This window comes from Paenibacillus sp. cl123 (genome assembly GCF_900101595.1).
Lineage (GTDB): Bacteria > Bacillota > Bacilli > Paenibacillales > NBRC-103111 > Paenibacillus_G.
In genome coordinates, this window is record NZ_FMYY01000018.1 from 22,700 (window position 1) to 38,631 (window position 15,932).

General features: G+C 46.3%; 13 protein-coding genes. 1 reads left to right on the forward strand and 12 read right to left on the reverse strand.

The features are described from left to right. Nucleotides 1–1,077 (forward strand): RICIN domain-containing protein (locus BLR08_RS31260; RefSeq protein WP_176835584.1); only part of this gene is annotated, 1,077 nt, incomplete at its 5' end. Between the two features lie 341 nt (nucleotides 1,078–1,418). Here BLR08_RS31260 and BLR08_RS22535 read toward each other — a convergent pair. The 12 genes from BLR08_RS22535 to BLR08_RS22585 all read right to left on the reverse strand — a co-directional run bounded on the left by BLR08_RS22535 (nucleotide 1,419) and on the right by BLR08_RS22585 (nucleotide 15,931). Next, nucleotides 1,419–2,120, reverse strand: coding sequence for an AlkZ-related protein (locus tag BLR08_RS22535; protein WP_072335595.1), 702 nt, complete (start codon nucleotides 2,118–2,120; stop codon nucleotides 1,419–1,421). Between the two features lie 191 nt (nucleotides 2,121–2,311). Beyond that, a complete protein-coding gene (locus tag BLR08_RS22540; protein ID WP_072335592.1) occupies nucleotides 2,312–3,250 on the reverse strand; it encodes an ABC transporter permease in 939 nt (312 codons plus the stop codon). Further along, nucleotides 3,243–4,175 carry an ABC transporter ATP-binding protein gene (locus tag BLR08_RS22545; RefSeq protein WP_072335589.1) on the reverse strand — a complete coding sequence of 311 codons (933 nt, stop codon included), beginning with the start codon at nucleotides 4,173–4,175 and terminating at the stop codon, nucleotides 3,243–3,245. The genes BLR08_RS22540 and BLR08_RS22545 overlap by 8 nt, the downstream gene beginning before the upstream one ends. A gap of 23 nt (nucleotides 4,176–4,198) precedes the next feature. Next, on the reverse strand, nucleotides 4,199–5,278 hold the full coding sequence (locus tag BLR08_RS22550) for a DUF4097 family beta strand repeat-containing protein (RefSeq protein WP_176835585.1): 1,080 nt from the start codon (nucleotides 5,276–5,278) through the stop codon (nucleotides 4,199–4,201). 2 nt (nucleotides 5,279–5,280) lie between these two features. Next, entirely contained in the window at nucleotides 5,281–6,012 is a 732-nt protein-coding gene (locus BLR08_RS22555) for a hypothetical protein (protein WP_072335582.1), read from the reverse strand. After that, nucleotides 6,013–6,711 carry an ABC transporter ATP-binding protein gene (locus tag BLR08_RS22560; protein ID WP_072335579.1) on the reverse strand — a complete coding sequence of 233 codons (699 nt, stop codon included), beginning with the start codon at nucleotides 6,709–6,711 and terminating at the stop codon, nucleotides 6,013–6,015. It abuts the gene before it with no gap. Nucleotides 6,712–6,714: 3 nt separating this feature from the next. After that, on the reverse strand, nucleotides 6,715–7,092 hold the full coding sequence (locus tag BLR08_RS22565) for a GntR family transcriptional regulator (protein ID WP_083537445.1): 378 nt from the start codon (nucleotides 7,090–7,092) through the stop codon (nucleotides 6,715–6,717). A gap of 1,061 nt (nucleotides 7,093–8,153) precedes the next feature. Continuing rightward, on the reverse strand, nucleotides 8,154–8,993 hold the full coding sequence (locus BLR08_RS22570; protein ID WP_072335576.1) for a hypothetical protein: 840 nt from the start codon (nucleotides 8,991–8,993) through the stop codon (nucleotides 8,154–8,156). A gap of 2 nt (nucleotides 8,994–8,995) precedes the next feature. Next, on the reverse strand, nucleotides 8,996–10,474 hold the full coding sequence (locus tag BLR08_RS22575) for a DUF3696 domain-containing protein (protein ID WP_072335573.1): 1,479 nt from the start codon (nucleotides 10,472–10,474) through the stop codon (nucleotides 8,996–8,998). Nucleotides 10,475–10,567: 93 nt separating this feature from the next. Further along, on the reverse strand, nucleotides 10,568–10,819 hold the full coding sequence (locus BLR08_RS32165; protein WP_371117618.1) for an AAA family ATPase: 252 nt from the start codon (nucleotides 10,817–10,819) through the stop codon (nucleotides 10,568–10,570). A 596-nt stretch (nucleotides 10,820–11,415) separates the two neighbouring features. Beyond that, entirely contained in the window at nucleotides 11,416–12,684 is a 1,269-nt protein-coding gene (locus BLR08_RS22580; protein WP_072335570.1) for an ISL3 family transposase, read from the reverse strand. Nucleotides 12,685–12,688: 4 nt separating this feature from the next. Beyond that, entirely contained in the window at nucleotides 12,689–15,931 is a 3,243-nt protein-coding gene (locus BLR08_RS22585; RefSeq protein ID WP_072335567.1) for a type I restriction endonuclease subunit R, read from the reverse strand. Nucleotide 15,932 lies beyond the last annotated feature (1 nt).

A 15,932-nucleotide genomic window follows, 5' to 3' on the forward strand; every position in this document is an offset into this window, starting at 1 on the left:
TTCATCACCAACAACACCAACGTAACAAATATAAGCATAGCCGACTCGAATGACGGTACACAGTTCAAAACCGCTGCGAAGGGAACGGTCAACTCGAAGGAGCAGATCTTCCTGTTCCAGCGGCAGAGCGACGGATCTTACAAAATAACCAATTCCCTCACCGGAAAGGTGATGGAGAACAAGAACGGCGTCCATGTTCTGGCCAACCCGGTGGCCCAGAACGCAAGCAACGATACGGCGGCGCAGCGCTGGTGGATCGTCCAGAACGGTACGAAATACAACCTGGTCAACGCGGGAAGCGGTATATTCCTGGACATCACCGCCAGTTCCGTTTCGCCAGGGGCGAACATCTTGATGTGGTTCAACTCGGGAAGCGCGAACGGGCTAAACTTCAGCTTGAATCCCGCGGGTCTGTCTATACGCTACGACTCCAACGGCGGCACGAACGCGCCGGCGCCGCAGATGAAGTATAGCGGCATCAACCTGAACCTGTCAGGGGAGATCCCGACCCGCACGGGCTACTACTTTGACGGTTGGGATACAAACAGCGCGGGAACTACCCGAGTATACACGCCGACACAGAGCTATACGGCAGACGCCAGCGTCACCTTGTACGCCGTATGGAAGCCAATCATTCTGGCGGCGGCTATCCAGGATGCCTATTATTTCATCACCAACAACACCAACGTAACAAATATAAGCATAGCCGACTCGAACGACGGTACTCAGTTTAAAACCGCTGCGAAGGGAACAGTTAACTCGAAGGAGCAGATCTTCCTGTTCCAGCGACAGAACGACGGAACATACAAAATAACCAATTACCTCACCGGAAAGGTCATGGAGAACAAAAATGGCATCAATGTTCTGAGCAACCCGGTGGTCCAGAACGCAAGCAACGATACCGCGGCACAGCGCTGGTGGATCGTCCAGAACGGTACGAAATATAACCTGATTAACGCGGGAAGCGGTATATTCCTGGACATCAGCGCCAGTTCCGTTTCGCCCGGGGCTAACATCTTGATGTGGTTCAACTCCGGAAGCGCGAACGGGCTAAACTTTATCTTGAAACGCACGTGATCGTATAAGGAGGGAGCTCAGTTAAGGCCACTCGCTGGGAAAAGTGGGAAATCCATTGTTCAAGTTTACGCTGAATTAATGTGGTAAGGCTTGTCGAGAACTGTGGAATTGATGAGGGAGCGCTATGGTACCCGCTCGCGACTGAGACGGATTATCCCGTGATCGGGGCGATGATGGTTTAATTGCTGAACCGAGCAGAGCTGTAAAATATCCCGTTCCTCGTTGTCAGCAGGAACGGGATTTTCTTGTGTAGACCCAGCGAGCGTTCTTGGATCGGCTACAATTGGATGGACAGTAAAATAGGGCTTGTAGAATAGACCTATCATACACGCCCTCCAATCTTAAAGTACAGATTTTTCATCTCGACCGCTGCTGTGATTTGTTTCTAAATGTAGTTTCTTTGCGAAGTATTTATAGGATTTATCGGTGCAAATTCTGGATAGTTCCGCTGCCAATAACATCTTTGCATCATTAAGGGACACATTGTCTTTAGGCCCCTTATTTGATTTAATCCATAATTCTGATGGTTCGTAACACATGCTGCTCCAACCTGAATCATTATCATTTTGCTTTGCTGTCCCAGTGATGACTACATCACCATAATTTTGTAGTTCAACAAGCGATTTTTCATACTCTTTTTTGGCTTCTTTTGCATCCAACCCTGATAATTTTCGTAAATTCCGTGAATCCATATTTCCATGCTCTTTCAAGACTTTATAAATGTGATAAGCCGTACTTGAAATAAGACCATCCTTATATCTCTCGTCTACCGTTTTGCCGGATGTTAGGATGGATCTGACTACAGGGAATAGTTGCGTATGAATAAAACATGCTTTTGAACCAAAAAACTTTCCATATGCAGCAATACCGTCTTGTACAATCCGAATTCTCCATAGCCACGGATCCGTTTCATTCCCTGTATGCCAATGATTATTTGCAGTCACAGCCGTCAACGATGGATATTCAGGAACAAAGTCTGAAAAAGGAAAAATCTTAAACTTTTCTACCAACTGTATAAATTCATCGTAATTTGAAACTCCCATTTTCGGCACACATCCTTAATCCATTGAGATTTCGTGATATAACTCAATTAAATTCCCTGCGGGATCTCTGAAATTTGCGGCAGCATAGCCCGAAACATTGCTCGCAATCCGCACGGTACTGTTCCATGCACCCTCACCCTCTGCCGACACGTTCCTTACATTATACAAACCGCTGCAGAGCGTGTACACCGTCAGGCCGCCACGTCCCGCCGGGTAAAGACCAGCCAGGAAGTGAGATTGAACAGCAGGTAGTAGACCAGCAGCATCATCACAGAGAAGGTGAGCGTCATCCCCTCCTGGTACGGCTTCCCGTGAAAATACTGCGTCAAGTCGAGATTCGCTAACAGCAGGTACTTGCTCCAGGCGTACGGCTGAAGCACCTCCAGCAGCATCATGCTGGCGAACAGCGCGAAGATCGAGAAGCCGATGGCCAGGGAGCTGCTGCGGAAGACGGTGGAGATCATGAACGCCATCGTCACATACATGATGGTGGCTACTCCATTCAACAGGTACGTCTGCCACAAGGTGGCGAACATGTTCTTCTCGACAATCTGTCCGGATGCATCGAAATCAAGCAGCGGTAAGTCCAGATCCTCGAACCCATAGAGCAAGCCATTCGTTAGCACCGAGATGACAAAAAGCAAGACGAGCAGCAGCAACCCGAACTGGATCATCGCTATATACTTGGATGCCATGATCTTGAGCCGGCGGGCCGGACGGATGAGCAGCAGCTTAATCGTGCCTGTGCTAAACTCCCCCGCCATGCTGTCGCCGGCGACAATCACGGTGAACAAGGTAATCAGAACGACCATCTCAGCGGCGGACATGGTGCCATCCCACATGGTTCCTTCTTCCGTGTGAATATTATGCTGCAGATGATAGTCGAGACGCAGGATCTGCTTCCGGAAATAGTCCTTCTGTTCCTCATTAAAGTTGGGCGCCTGAAGCTGCATTTCATAGTGCTGTTTCTTCAGCATGACCGCGTCCTGCCAGACCCCTCCCCGGCTTTCGTCGTAATACCATTCCATGATCGACAGCAGCAAGACGGCGGCGATCATCAGCCCGATCATCAGCAAGGTACGCGGCCGGCGATACAGCTTCATATTTTCGTTACGGATCAGATTAAGCATGGGTCGCACCTCCGGTCATCTCTAGGAACCGATCCTCCAGCGACGGTCGAAGCGCCTGGATCTCGTAGACCCGGACTTGCCGGCTCACGAGCTGAGCCAGAATGTCCGGAATGCGTTCGCGGTCGGTCTGAATCTCCAGGCCGGCCTCCAACGCCTGAACGGAGATCACGCCGTCAAGCTCGCCAACCGCCGCCACCGTGCCTTCGTCCACAGCATCCGTCTCGATTCGGTAGGTGCGAGCGACGTTCGCCCCAGCGACCAGCTCCCCGATCGGCTTTATATCGACGAGTCGACCCCGCTGAATAATTGCCACCCGATCGCACATCAGCTCCATCTCCGAAAGCAGATGGCTGGACACAATGACCGTAATTCCTTCATCCCGAGTCAGCTTGCGCAAATAGTCACGCAGCTCGCGAATCCCCGCCGGATCAAGGCCGTTCGTCGGCTCATCGAGAATAAGCAGCGACGGCCGGTGCAGCAGCGCCTGTGCGACGCCGAGCCGCTGACGCATGCCAAGGGAATACTTGCTGACCTTATCATGGATACGTTCCTCCAGCTTAACGAGTCGGACAACCTCATCGATCCGCTCCTTCGTCACACCCTTCACCATTCGTGCAAAGTGAATGAGATTCTGGTAGCCGGTCAGGAACTTGTACATTTCCGGATTCTCAACGATCGCGCCAACATGACGGATCGCTTGCTCGAAGCTGCTTCGAATACTGTGTCCCTTGATGCGGATATCCCCCGCCGTTAAGGTCATCAAGCCGACCATCATGCGGATCGTGGTGGTTTTGCCCGCTCCGTTCGGCCCGAGAAAGCCAAAGATTTCGCCAGGTACAACGTCAAAGCTGAGATCGTCGATAATGGTCGCGGGCCCAATGCGCTTGCTGACCCCGAGCAGCTGGACAATCGGCTCATTTGGCATCGGCTGGTCACTCCTCCCGTAGATTAGTTTGAATGAATCAGGACATCGCCACCGTGCGACTTCACGACCACGTTCCATGTTCCCTTGCCAATGGTTCCTTTCAACCGCGCCCCATATTCGCCGTCCTTCAACCGTTCAATCGGAAAAGGAAGCGTTGTCCGAACTGCGCCTCCGCTGACCTGTACATCGAGGGCATATCCGACTGTCTCCGGCAGAATGAGCGTGTTCGCGTCTCCCTCGGATTCCATGCGAATGTTGCCCTGAACCCGCTCGACCAGCGTCTCCGCCGATCCCTCGCTGCGTAGCTCAAGCGTGCCTGTTACCTCCCGAACCTGAACCTGGCCGCCCCGCATAGTACCGGTGACGTTCCCGATCATCCGTTCAATGACGTTGCGTCCTGACTCACTTTGGAGTGTCATGCCGCCAGTCCCGTTCTTAACCACCACCTGGCTGTTGTGGTTGGACAGTTGAATCCCACCCTTAATATCCTTCATATACACGTGGCCACGGGATGTCTTAACGTCGAGCGGACCGCTCGTACCGACAACCTCCACCAGACCGCCTTCGGATGACACCATAATCTCACTCTGAACCCCTGCAACAGCAAGCGTCCCTCCCTCATTCTGCAGCTGCAGCTTGACCCCATCCGGAACCGTCAGCACATACTCCACAGAAACCCCATCCATGTCCAGCTTCCGACCATTCGCCTCGGGATGCAGGTTCAGCACCCCTTGATCTACCTGGTCCTTTACTTGAACCGAATCCATACGGCGGCGAGCTGCAAGCGCATCTGGCGCCGTTACGGTCACCGTATAGTTCAGCCGCATACCCGAATCTGTGGAGCGCTGCACCGTGAGCTTGTTACGGACCGTGGCAAGTGCTACCTCCCGGACGCCAGATAGCTTAAGCTCGAGCTCGCGCTTTTCAGTCAGACTTACCGCCGATTGCACCTGGTTATGGGCAACCGTCCGCTGTTTATTTTCAAATACATCGCCAAACCGGTCAAACAGCTCTTCCTTGCGAAACGTTACGTCCAGAATGGAGAGGATGAACAACGCCGCCACCATGACCAGAACCACCAATCGCTTGCTACGCAGCCGCATCGTCATACCTCCACTTCCTTATCGTAAATATAGCCGCTCAGTCCAATGAGACACGCCCCAGCCAGGAACAGGATCAGAAATGGCCCGGAATGGAGAACATCGAACTCGCTGCCCAGCACAATATCCGGCGTCCATAGCAGAAGGCTGGCCAGCGGCGGACTTATCCGCAGGATCAACCAAAGCGAGCCGACAAACGCAAAGATCATGAACAGCCACTTCATCCGGGCAACGAGCTGGCCACAAAGGAAAGTGAACTGTACAAGAGCCACTAACACGAAGACGATCAGCAGATACATCCAAAACATGTGAGCCGTCAAATTCAGAAGCGAAGGCCAGAAGCGCGACCACTCCGCGTTTTGCAGATCCGCCCATTGTGTTCGCAGCAGCGAGAGAGAGAAGCTGAGGAGAATCCAGCATAGCGTGGCCACCAAGTGAGACACCACCGCCACCAGCTTGGCGGTCAGCACCTTCCATCCCCGAACCGGCAAGGCAAGGAGCAAATAAATCGAGTTGGACCGCCATTCCGTGTGTAACTGGTAGAAGCCAGTACCCACCGCAAGCACACCAACGAGGATCGCAGGCAATAGAAGCGAAAACACGAAGACGATGTCCTTCACCAAGGACGCGTTCTTGTACAGCAGGATCAGATGAATCAGCGTGACCAGACCGCCATAAACTGCAAATACCGGAAAGGTGCCTTTCCATTCTTTCTTGAATAGTTGTCGGAAGCCCATCTAGGCGTACACCTTCTCCCAAATCAACTCGAGCGAGCAGCCGTATTCGGCACGCAGCGCTTCGGCGGTATCGAATGTATGGACGCGGCCCTGCTGCAGGAATATCACGTCATCGAGCATCGGCTCCGACTCATTCACCGAGTGGGTCGAGAGGATAATCGTCTGCTCCTCCGAGCGGAATTCACTGATGATCGAGCGAATTATCTTCACCCGGGAAGACGGATCTATACCCGAAAAAGGTTCATCCAGCAGCACCAGCGGCACCTTCCGTGAAAGCGCAGCGATCAGCTTCAGGCGGGCTCGCAGCCCCTTCGACAGGTGACGAACCTTCTGGTTCGCGTCGAGCTCCATTCTCATCAGCATCTCGGCAGCCTTCTCCGGCTGCCAATCGGGATAGAATCCAGAAATAAACTGCAGCGTCTCGGTCACGGTCATCCACCCATATAGATGGTCGATCTCGGGAAGATAGGCCACATGCCGCTTGTTCTCCACGTCCGGCTCCCGACCGTTCACACGAATCGTGCCGGAGCTGGGATAGATCAGGCCGGCCATCATCTTCAGCAGCGTCGACTTGCCGCTGCCGTTCGGACCGAGCAAGCCAATAATACGGCCCTTGCGGAGCTGAAGGTCGACCCCGCGCAGCGCGTGCTTGAGCAAATATCGTTTATGAATGTCCTGCAGCTCGACGATGTTTTCCATAGTCTATCCCTCCCCGTCCTCTTGCGCCAGCTGCCGATGCAGCATCTGTTCCATCTCTTTGGCGTCAATCCCAAGACCACGCATTTCTGCGATGAATTGCCGCATGGCCTCCTGCGCCATCTCCGAGCGAAGCTGCTCCAGCAGCGTTGGGTTATTGCGGACGAACGTGCCTTGCCCCCGCAGCGTCTCGGTCAGGCCTACCCGCTCCATCTCCTGATAAGCGCGCTGCACCGTATTCGGATTCACCTGGGACATCTCCGCCCTTTCCTTATGCGACGGGATTTTATCGCCGGGCATGAGCTCCCCTCGCACCAGCGCTCTCTTGACCTCATCGACCATCTGCAAATAAATCGGCTTCGGGCTGTTAAAGTTCAGCTGCACAAGCCCCACCCTCCGTTCTTACGAACCAGTTCACTAGACAACTAGTGCACTATTATAATATTGGATTCTTCATGTGGTGTCAACAGCGTCTGGGCGTCATTTTACGGCGGGTCCCATAAGCGCTGCAATGAACGTAGCCATTCACGGGAGGTTGGTCGAAAATGATAGGTTATTTTGAGCATACAAGCACGAAACCCCAGTCTTAAGTTGACTGGGGTTTGCAGAAGTTTTGTTGATGAAGGCTTAGCTACCGTAGTTTGAGCAATATCTGTCATATCTCATTAATTTCGAATCTTCGAGATTACACATGTCTAGTGACGTCTGATATTTACATATTGGGTTTGGGTGTTCTCGTTAATTGTCAACACGGTATGTTGAGACTATGCATTCAACATGCACCGTATGCGGGAACATGTGGGAGTTGTTTGGGTTCTGTGTTAGTTGGATAAAACCCTTGATTTATAAGGGTTTTGTCCAATGCGTATTGATTGTTTTGTTTGAGTTTTATTGCTTGTTGACGATATTTGTCAACATGTCGTCAAAAATAAACAACATAGGATTACATAATCAACAGAGTCGAACCAGACCTCATCGATTCCAATGGAATAAACAGTAGGAACTCTTGTTATACAACGCATTTTTCGGTTTTATTTTCTACTGTATTTCTGCTGTAAAAAAAGAGACCCGCCAACAGAGCCTAGGTCTCGGGATTTTAAGGAAATTTCATGGTACATGATGTAAGGAACAGCTTGTTTTATATCCTTATATATCAAGGGTTTAGATCGATTTTCGAAAATCGCGGCATATTATTTTCAATGCGTCGCGGAAAGCCGAATTGCTCATTTCCTTCCAATCCGCCTTATAAAACTTGTTACTGACCTTTAACTCTTATACCATTTGGCCCCATCGCTGCCAGTGGAGAGATGGGCTTTGTACGCTTAGGAAAGAAGGAGAGAAAAACCTTGTGGGACAGCCTTTTTTTGAGTTTTATGTTTCTACGTTCGAGTGCGCCGCAACGATCAAAAATGAAAAACGTGACCAAAATGTGACCAACATCAAATTTATTTTTCTCCGTTTTGTTTTCTAGTTTTTTTTGATGGATGCTCTTTCAAAAAGTATTGCCTGATGTCTGAGGGTATCTCGTTAGGATTATCATTTTCATAGGCGTGATATACGTTATCCGTATGGGGACGGAAAACAATAAAAACTTCTTTATCATTATCATAAAAGTATAGAGCTTGAGAATTTCCTCTAGAACTGATTATTGAGTTAAATAACATCCTTTTTGCTATACTTTTATTAGCACTAAAAGGAGAACCCCAACCATATTCGGGATCATGCTTTGGATTCATTTCATACTTTCTTTTTGAACGTATCAAGAAATCGCTTAGCAATTCGCTATTTTGAATTGAAATAATTTCTTTTTCATCATCTGCAACAATAAGCTTCAGAAAATTGTTCCCTGGGTCTCTAAGATTACCCACCGTTACAAATGTTAACTCTTCATCGTCATCTTCATTTTTACTATAATTGTACAATGCTGAGAGTAAAATCTTAATTTCGTTTTGAAAATCTTCACTTAATAAATAATTGATGACCAATGGATCGGAATATATGTTTGGATACGAAAATTCCGGATATTCAATAATTCTATCTTGAACTTTTGCTAAAAATCTGTATATGCTCCTTGTTACATCAGAATTTTCATCTATTGCAGGGTAATGATTCTCTAACTCATCCTGAAAGTACTTCTTTAAAATAATTTTGTTATTGTTGGACTCTAATACGTCAATGATATCCATTAATTCAAATAAAATAATCTTGTACTTTTCAGGATACATTTCAACATCATTTGTTTCCCAGAGAAACATATTAGGGTCAAGGGCTGTAATATGATTCATTTCTAATTGCCGCCTTTAAAATTACTAAACATACTTACATTTTTTTTCATACTTTGTGCTTTAACAATTGCCCGAATGTCTTTATCTAGTTGATCAAAGAAATCCTGTGGCCAGTATTCTAAGGAACCTGCTTCGGTAAATTTCAAAACTTTGTATTCTTTATTTTCTATAAAGGTCAAATTTACCTTTTTCGCATCTAAAGTTCCTTCCGCAATTCTTCTTCTAAGTCTAGTTATAAAATGATCACTATGTGTCTCCACAATAACTTTCTTACCCGAAAGAACTAAACTATAAATAAAATCCAATAGTAAACTTTGAACGTTGGGATGTAGGTGTATCTCAGGTTGCTCTAAAATAAGGGTACTTCTAGATGGCGATATAAGTCCTTCAACAACTATAGGAAGTATCTGACTTACACCAAATCCAACATGATTAATTGGAACTTTTTGCCCCAAATCATTAAGCACTTCAATACGGTACATCATCCCACTTTGAATTGGGTTTACTTTTATTCTCAATGCCATTTTAAACACTCTACATATCCAATAATTAACTGCACTCTCAAGAGTATCCTTATCATCGTAATATTCAATGCTACCATTTTCATAATGTTTAAATTTATAAAAACTAACTAAACTAGTAGCCTTCTGTTCAAGTATATGAGCAGCATATTCCCCTTTATTTCCAATTTTTAAATTCGTATCATCATCATTTACATAAAAAGAACGGGGTTCATCCCTCAGTGGCCCTAAATAAGATACTCTCGAAAAATACCTAGTCATAACTTTTTCCAAAAAACTGTTAGATAAAACTGAGAAGAATTCGTCACTATAGTCCGCATCTGGATCAGAAGAGGTGGGTAGGCTTTCGTATGGAAAAAATTTATTGAAAGATATATTCGCTTTCCATCCATCAATATTTTTAAATACTATTGGTGCACCAGGACGGACCCTTTGTCTCAAATATTGAGAATAATCCTCTTTAAAAAAGAGCGCGCTATTAGTTACAACACTGTATTTATTTCCTCTTTCTCGTTTTAAATGTAAAAACAATTCAAAATCCTTAACTTCAAACTTCCAATTAACAAAAAATTCTTGAATATATAGGTTCGAATTGTTATTTTCGTATTTCACTTGCACTTCCAGCTTTTTTATCGCGCCCTTTTCAATTTTTTTGAAAAAAAGATGACTTTTCACTGCCTGTGGTATATCTTCATTAAAGAAGTTGAATCCCCATGACAAGTTATTTTTATTTTTCCCTTCATATACTATATCTTTATATTTTCCAAGAGAAACGTATGGCTTATTCAGTATAAGCTTTTGTGATGTTAGATTGTTTTCTAAAGTTTGTTTTATAACCAATAATAGCTGAATTAATGTGCTTTTTCCTCCACTATTTGCTCCAGAGATAATTGTCAAAGGTTTCAAATCATAATCATTAAGTTTTTCAATAGCTTTAAAATGTCCAATTGAGATTTTCAAATTTAATTTCCTTCCCAAATTCAAGTTTTAATTTTTAAGCTAATACATCTAAATAATGAACCCAACCCAATATAATCAACTTTGCTTTGTTATCTAAATAGACTGATTCATTTTGAACAAACCGAGCAAATCAGTCTTCTTTTCCGAGTCTAAAATATCTCGACTTTGTGTTAACAATACAAACTTGATTGAATCGATTACTGTCCATTTTCCAGCATCATTTTCACCAATAAGGACATTAAGACCTTTATTTAAGACGAGAATCAGTCCGGTGTTCACTGTTAGTTTCTTGACCAAATTTTCTGAAGTTTGTAATTCTGACTTCTGAAAGATACATAAAATCACCCCTCAATACATTGTTCATCTACTTCATTAATTCGACATTTTCCGCCATTTCCCTTTTATGGATACTAAAAACGAGAAACAACACCTATTGCTAAATGAAAATCCAGTAAATAAAACGTGTGACAACGCCCCAAATCATGACATCCTGGCAAAGATAAAAGCCTTTAAACACTCAGTAATCCATGTGTTTAAAGGCTTTTATAGTTATGGAACCTAGGGGATCACCCCTGGCCTCATCGCTGATAGTGGAGCGATGGGGTTTTGTATGTTAATGAAAATGCGAGAGAAAGCCTTATGGGACAAGACTTTTTTGTTTTTTATATTTTAACGTTCGAGTGCGGCGCGGCCCCCATGGAAAAATTGATCAAAAATGTGACCAAAGAAACTAAAGACTCAGCCAATATGCAATGTAAAGCTTAGTGGAGTCTATAAAATAAACCTGACTACAAAGTACGTAATCTTCATATTTGTAAATACCAGGCTGTATGATGTAACTTTATTTTTATAATAGTCTATTTCTAGGGTTGGAAACATCTATTTCTAGCCCTAGATCGTCAATCTGAAAGAAATCTTTACTTGGTTGGATTTTCTGATCCCTATTCCAGCTCACCGCTCTCAGCTTGCTTAAGTAGAGTTGGAATATGCGGCCCATACTCAACCTTCCCATGACCCGAGCGAATACCACTACCAACCTTGCGTGCCTCTGCCGAATACAACGTCTTTGCGCGAATAATCTCATAGCTGTACCCACGCCCTAAACGATTAGACATTTTGATAAAACCATTCAAACCTTCCGTGTAGGCATTGGTAATTGAGAATGGGGCATCCCAATATGCAAAGATGTCGTCATAGTGATTGTGAACCGTTTTGACCAGCCTTTTGAATGGTTCCATGCCTTCATCTGGCAAACTGTTTTTCCATGATTCAAAAGCGTTCTGAGCCTGCTGCTTGTCTGGTTCGTCATAGATTGCAAAGAAGCTCTCCTTAAAGTCATAAGCAATGGCCAGTTCTGGAATTTGTTGACGAACGATAGCAAGGGCTTCATGCTCGGCAGGTGTCAGATTGTCAGGTCGTTTAAGCGTCAGCCATCGAAAGGACTTTTTAACGTTAATTCTATCATCCTTGCTAAGTTGTATCTGATATTTCTTCCGCTCTTCTTCCAGCGCTTCCGATGCCATTTGGACAACGTGAAACTTATCAATAACCAGCTTGGCATTAGGCAAAAACTCAGCAAAGTAGAGTTTGAAAGGCTGCCACATGCCGGTACAAACCCACTCAACTTTTTCACAGTCGGGCAGATCCTTAAAGAATGGCTTCAGATGGTCTTGCGTGCGTTCCTCCAGCATTTCAAACACGTTGTTGGTAGCTAGATTAGTAATGACGCAACGATAACCACCGGCTAGATTTACTTCAGCAATTCCCATGATGACTGGCGTTTCATAGCGAACGGTTTGCTCAAGCTCCTTAATCAAATCATGGGCAATATTTTTCACCGTATTAACGGCAACGCCTGTTTGGTCTGCCAAGGCGCGGAGTGTAGTGCTAAGGCATTGCTGTTGGATGGCATCAACCAAGCGTTTAGTTGCTCGCCGCTTATCGTCCAAGAAACTCAGCTCAGGCATCGCCATTTTTCCGCAGCTTTCACAGCGAAAACGCGGCCTTTGCACTTCAAGACGAACAGGCTCCATATACAGCGGCATATCAGAAAACTTGTTCTTGCGTGTCCCATGCTTGTGCATTGGGATCTTGCAATCTGGGCACATGAACGCCTCAGCATCATCCGCCACCGCAACAATTATGAGTGCCTTGCTTTCTTTATACATATCTACTGGTTTAACGCCCGGCAAATTTAATAAATCAAGCATGGTGCTAGTCCAAATCCAGGTCTATATTCTTGCCATCGCGTAGCATTTCATAAATCACGTCAACCAGTGCGGACATACCCTGACGGTCAGATTTAAGTACCTGCGTGGCAAGCTTTTGATGGCTTGAAAGCGCCCGAACAACGGCTTGTTGCACAGCACCAGGCAGGTTTCCTTTCATCGCCTGTTCGCGGGTATTGCTCTCGACTTGCGCCATGACCACATCACTTTCTCCGGCAATCGACTTGATCTGATTAACAAAGGCAACCTGATCCTGAATCGGTGTTACTTCACCAAACAGGCTATTAAGCTTTTCAATAATTTCTTTCACGAACTTGGGCTTATCACCTGCGCCACCGCTACCGCCTGGGCCTATAGGTTGTAAAACTGGGTTTTCTTCCTCTTCTGACGGCTCTTCAGTACGACCTTTAATATCGAAGCCTGTCAGTACTAAACCCTTAAGATCTATAGTTTCTGGCGTTTCATTGTGAAGGCGCTTTTGCAATAGCTTGGCAAAGGCGGCGAAGTTCTCAAGCTCTGGGTCGCCAAAATCAATGAGTTGGGCAACATAAGAGTAGGTGCGGCAAAAGCGCCCCAAGTCTGACTTAAAGCCCAGCAACGATTTGATTTGCTCTGCGTATTCATCTTGATGATGATCGGCAGACTTCATGCCCGCCTCATCACCTTTAGCATGAGCCTTTTCAAATGCCGATTCCCAAGTTGCCATTGCATCACGGAGCATCTTCATCTTGTCGTTGTAAAGACGGGTAGTGCCTTCTGTTGCTGCATACAGCTCTTTGTGTTGTGGCGCCTGCGCGTGAGTAATATCGCGTATCGTTTTGAAACGAGCCTCTTTGAAAGCGGCTAAATCTTTTTCGGTATAAAGCCCATGCTCCTCTAAGCGTTCTTTAATTTCATAGACCACATTCAAGTCTTGAATATCGTCAATGTGCGCTCCATCGTCATATAGTGAAAAAGCGTAACGGACGTTAGCAGGGTCATTCACAAAGTCGATGATGAACACCTCATCCTTTCCAGGGGCCATGCGATTCAATCGCGCAAAGGTCTGCACAATTTCAACGTGATTGGCGATTTTCTTGTCCACGTACATGGCGACCAGTTTCGGTTGGTCAAATCCCGTTTGGAATTTGTCCGCAACCAGCATCACGCGATATTCAGGGCGGTCAAAAGCAAAACGTAAATCCTGACCTTGCACCTTGGGGTTCATGCTTTGTTCTGTAAACTCCTCGTTTTCGTCAACAATAAACACATCATCTTTGAATGCCTCATCATCATTGTGCATCACCTGCTTTCCGGTCATCTTGCCTGAGAAAGCGACCAGCGAATGAATGAAGCTGTATTCACTGTGTTGCTCTATATAGCGGTCAAAGGCTTTTTTATAACGAATTGCAGAAGCACGAGAACTAGTAACAACCATAGCCTTTGCTTTGCCATCTAAACGATGAGCTACGTTTCTCGAGAAGTGCTCAATAATGAATTGCACCTTTTGAGTCACATTGGTGGGGTGCAGTGCCATCCATTGGGCTAAAGCGCGTTTTGCTGCCTTGCCACTCACTCGTTTGCTGTCTTCAAGCTGTTTAGAAAGATTAAAGGCGGTTTGATAAGGCACATAGCCTTTAAGTACGTCCAAAATAAAGCCTTCTTCGATAGCCTGCCGCATAGTGTATTTATGGAAGGCTTTCGGCGGGTTCTCTTTGGATGGTGGCTTTGTCATGTCGTCAGGGCGGCCAAACAACATCAAGGTTGCATGTTTAGGCGTACCCGTGAAGGCAAAATAGCTGATGTTGTCAGGGCGAACGCGAGACTTTTGCAGTTGTTCTAACAGCTCATCCACCGTCATAGTGGACATTTTACCCTGACCACTCATACCCAATGCGGTTTGTAATTTGGCAGCCGTAGAACCCGTCTGAGAGTTGTGTGCTTCATCAATAATGACCGCAAAGTTCTTCCCCTTGAGGGACTTATCGGTAATGATGGCTTCCATCGCATAAGGAAACGTCTGGATGGTCACAACAATAATCGGGGTTCCAGCCAGCAGTGCTTCAGACAACTGCTTGCTTTTGGATTTAGAAGACTTCTGGCGGTCAATCGCGGCAATCACACCAAATTGGTGGTCAATTTGCTTTACCGCGTCCTGTAGCTGTCCATCAAGTACATTACGGTCGGTCACAATAATGACGCTGTTAAACACGGCTTCACCATTGTCTTCACGCAGTTTCACCAAATCATGAGCAGTCCAGGAAATGGTGCTGGTTTTGCCTGAACCCGCACTATGGTCAGCCAGATAGGTCATGCCTGCGCCATTCTTTCGCGCATCAGCAAGCATAGCATTGACCGCTATCCATTGATGAAAACGTGGAAATATCAGCGTTTCTTTCTTCGACCAATTGCCCTGAATATCAACGACATCCTTTTTCTCCACATAAACGAAGCTGTGGAATATGCGTAGCCACGCATCGGGTTGACACACTTCCTCCCAGAAGTAGGCCACAGGGTATTCAATGCTGCCATCAGTTTTTTTCTCACCCGGTGGGTTGCCAGCCCGTCCATCATTCCCCTTATTGAATGGCAGGAAGAAGGTATTCACGCCATCCAGTTTGGTTGCCATCATGATTTCAGAATCAGACATGGCAAAATGCACGACTGCACCACGCTTGAAGGTCAATAGAGGCTCTTTACGCTTGGTTTTTGGATCAAATGGCAAGCGATCTTGGCGGTATTGCTCCATCGCAGCCTCTGCCGATTGAGTGAAGTCCGTCTTTAGCTCAACCGTAGCCACAGGTAAGCCGTTGATAAAGAACACCAGGTCAATCGCAAATTCACGAGCGGGGTGATACTTCAACTCGGGCACAACACGCAAAATATTTGCTTTATAACGCTCAATCACTGCTTCGTTGCGCTTATCTTCGGGTGCAGTTTCGGTCATTTCAATCAGACCGCATCCGGCAATCGAGAAGCCCTGGCGCAGTACCTGTACTGTGCCTTGCTGCTCCAGCGCCTTGGTCAACCGCTCCATAACGACTTCAAGGGTTTTTGAGCCGTTTAATCGTTCCAGCTTATCCCACTTATCCTTCTGGCCGCTGTTCTTAATCCAGCTTTCAAGGTCATTCGGAAACAGCGCACGTTCAGTATCGTAACGTTTAGGGTCACCCAGCTTCCAACCTTGCTCTACTAGCCGGTCAATGATGTAAGTTTGGAAGTGCTTTTCCTGATGGGCAGATGAATTCATG

Coding starts and splice junctions, on each gene's coding strand:
- BLR08_RS22535 (WP_072335595.1), bottom strand. CDS start 2,120: ATGGGAGTTTCAAATTACGATGAATTTATACAGTTGGTAGAAAAGTTT.
- BLR08_RS22540 (WP_072335592.1), bottom strand. CDS start 3,250: ATGCTTAATCTGATCCGTAACGAAAATATGAAGCTGTATCGCCGGCCG.
- BLR08_RS22545 (WP_072335589.1), bottom strand. CDS start 4,175: ATGCCAAATGAGCCGATTGTCCAGCTGCTCGGGGTCAGCAAGCGCATT.
- BLR08_RS22550 (WP_176835585.1), bottom strand. CDS start 5,278: ATGCGGCTGCGTAGCAAGCGATTGGTGGTTCTGGTCATGGTGGCGGCG.
- BLR08_RS22555 (WP_072335582.1), bottom strand. CDS start 6,012: ATGGGCTTCCGACAACTATTCAAGAAAGAATGGAAAGGCACCTTTCCG.
- BLR08_RS22560 (WP_072335579.1), bottom strand. CDS start 6,711: ATGGAAAACATCGTCGAGCTGCAGGACATTCATAAACGATATTTGCTC.
- BLR08_RS22570 (WP_072335576.1), bottom strand. CDS start 8,993: ATGAATCATATTACAGCCCTTGACCCTAATATGTTTCTCTGGGAAACA.
- BLR08_RS22580 (WP_072335570.1), bottom strand. CDS start 12,684: ATGCTTGATTTATTAAATTTGCCGGGCGTTAAACCAGTAGATATGTAT.
- BLR08_RS22585 (WP_072335567.1), bottom strand. CDS start 15,931: ATGAATTCATCTGCCCATCAGGAAAAGCACTTCCAAACTTACATCATT.